We start from the raw sequence: 381 nt of genomic DNA, 5'->3' as shown, positions 1-381 counted from the left end.
CCCTACGCCTCAGACCCCGCGATGACTTGGGTCAGAGCCCATTCCGTGGGAATGGGATCCGACCCCGGCCTGGCGCGTTACTTGTCGAAGCCCAGCAGCAGCGGGTCGTGGTCGGAGCTGCGCCACTGGCCCTGCACGTTGCGGCCCTGGTAGCCGCTGGCGTCCTGCTCGTCGGCGTTGCTGTGCCATTCGGCGGCACCGCGCAGGCGCCTGGCCATGCCCGGGTTCAGCATGGCGTGGTCGAGGCGGCCGGTGTAGCCGTTATAGACGTAGCTGTAGGGATGCTCGACCTTGGCAACCTTGAACGCGTCCTGCCAGCCCAGATCATGCAGGGCGCGGATCGGGTCTTCCATCGCGTAGGCATTGAAGTCACCCAGCAGC

1 pseudogene is annotated in these 381 nt (G+C 66.7%); it reads right to left on the bottom strand.

Going from position 1 to position 381, the window contains the following annotated elements:
• Positions 1 to 77 precede the first annotated feature (77 nt).
• Positions 78 to 381, bottom strand: a pseudogene (locus HV824_RS36790) (hypothetical protein); the annotation flags it as partial.

It is taken from the genome of Myxococcus sp. AM009, from assembly GCF_013372605.1.
GTDB lineage: Bacteria > Myxococcota > Myxococcia > Myxococcales > Myxococcaceae > Myxococcus > Myxococcus vastator.
The sequence above is the reverse complement of the archived record's forward strand: the minus strand, read 5'-3'. Positions and strand labels throughout refer to the sequence as shown.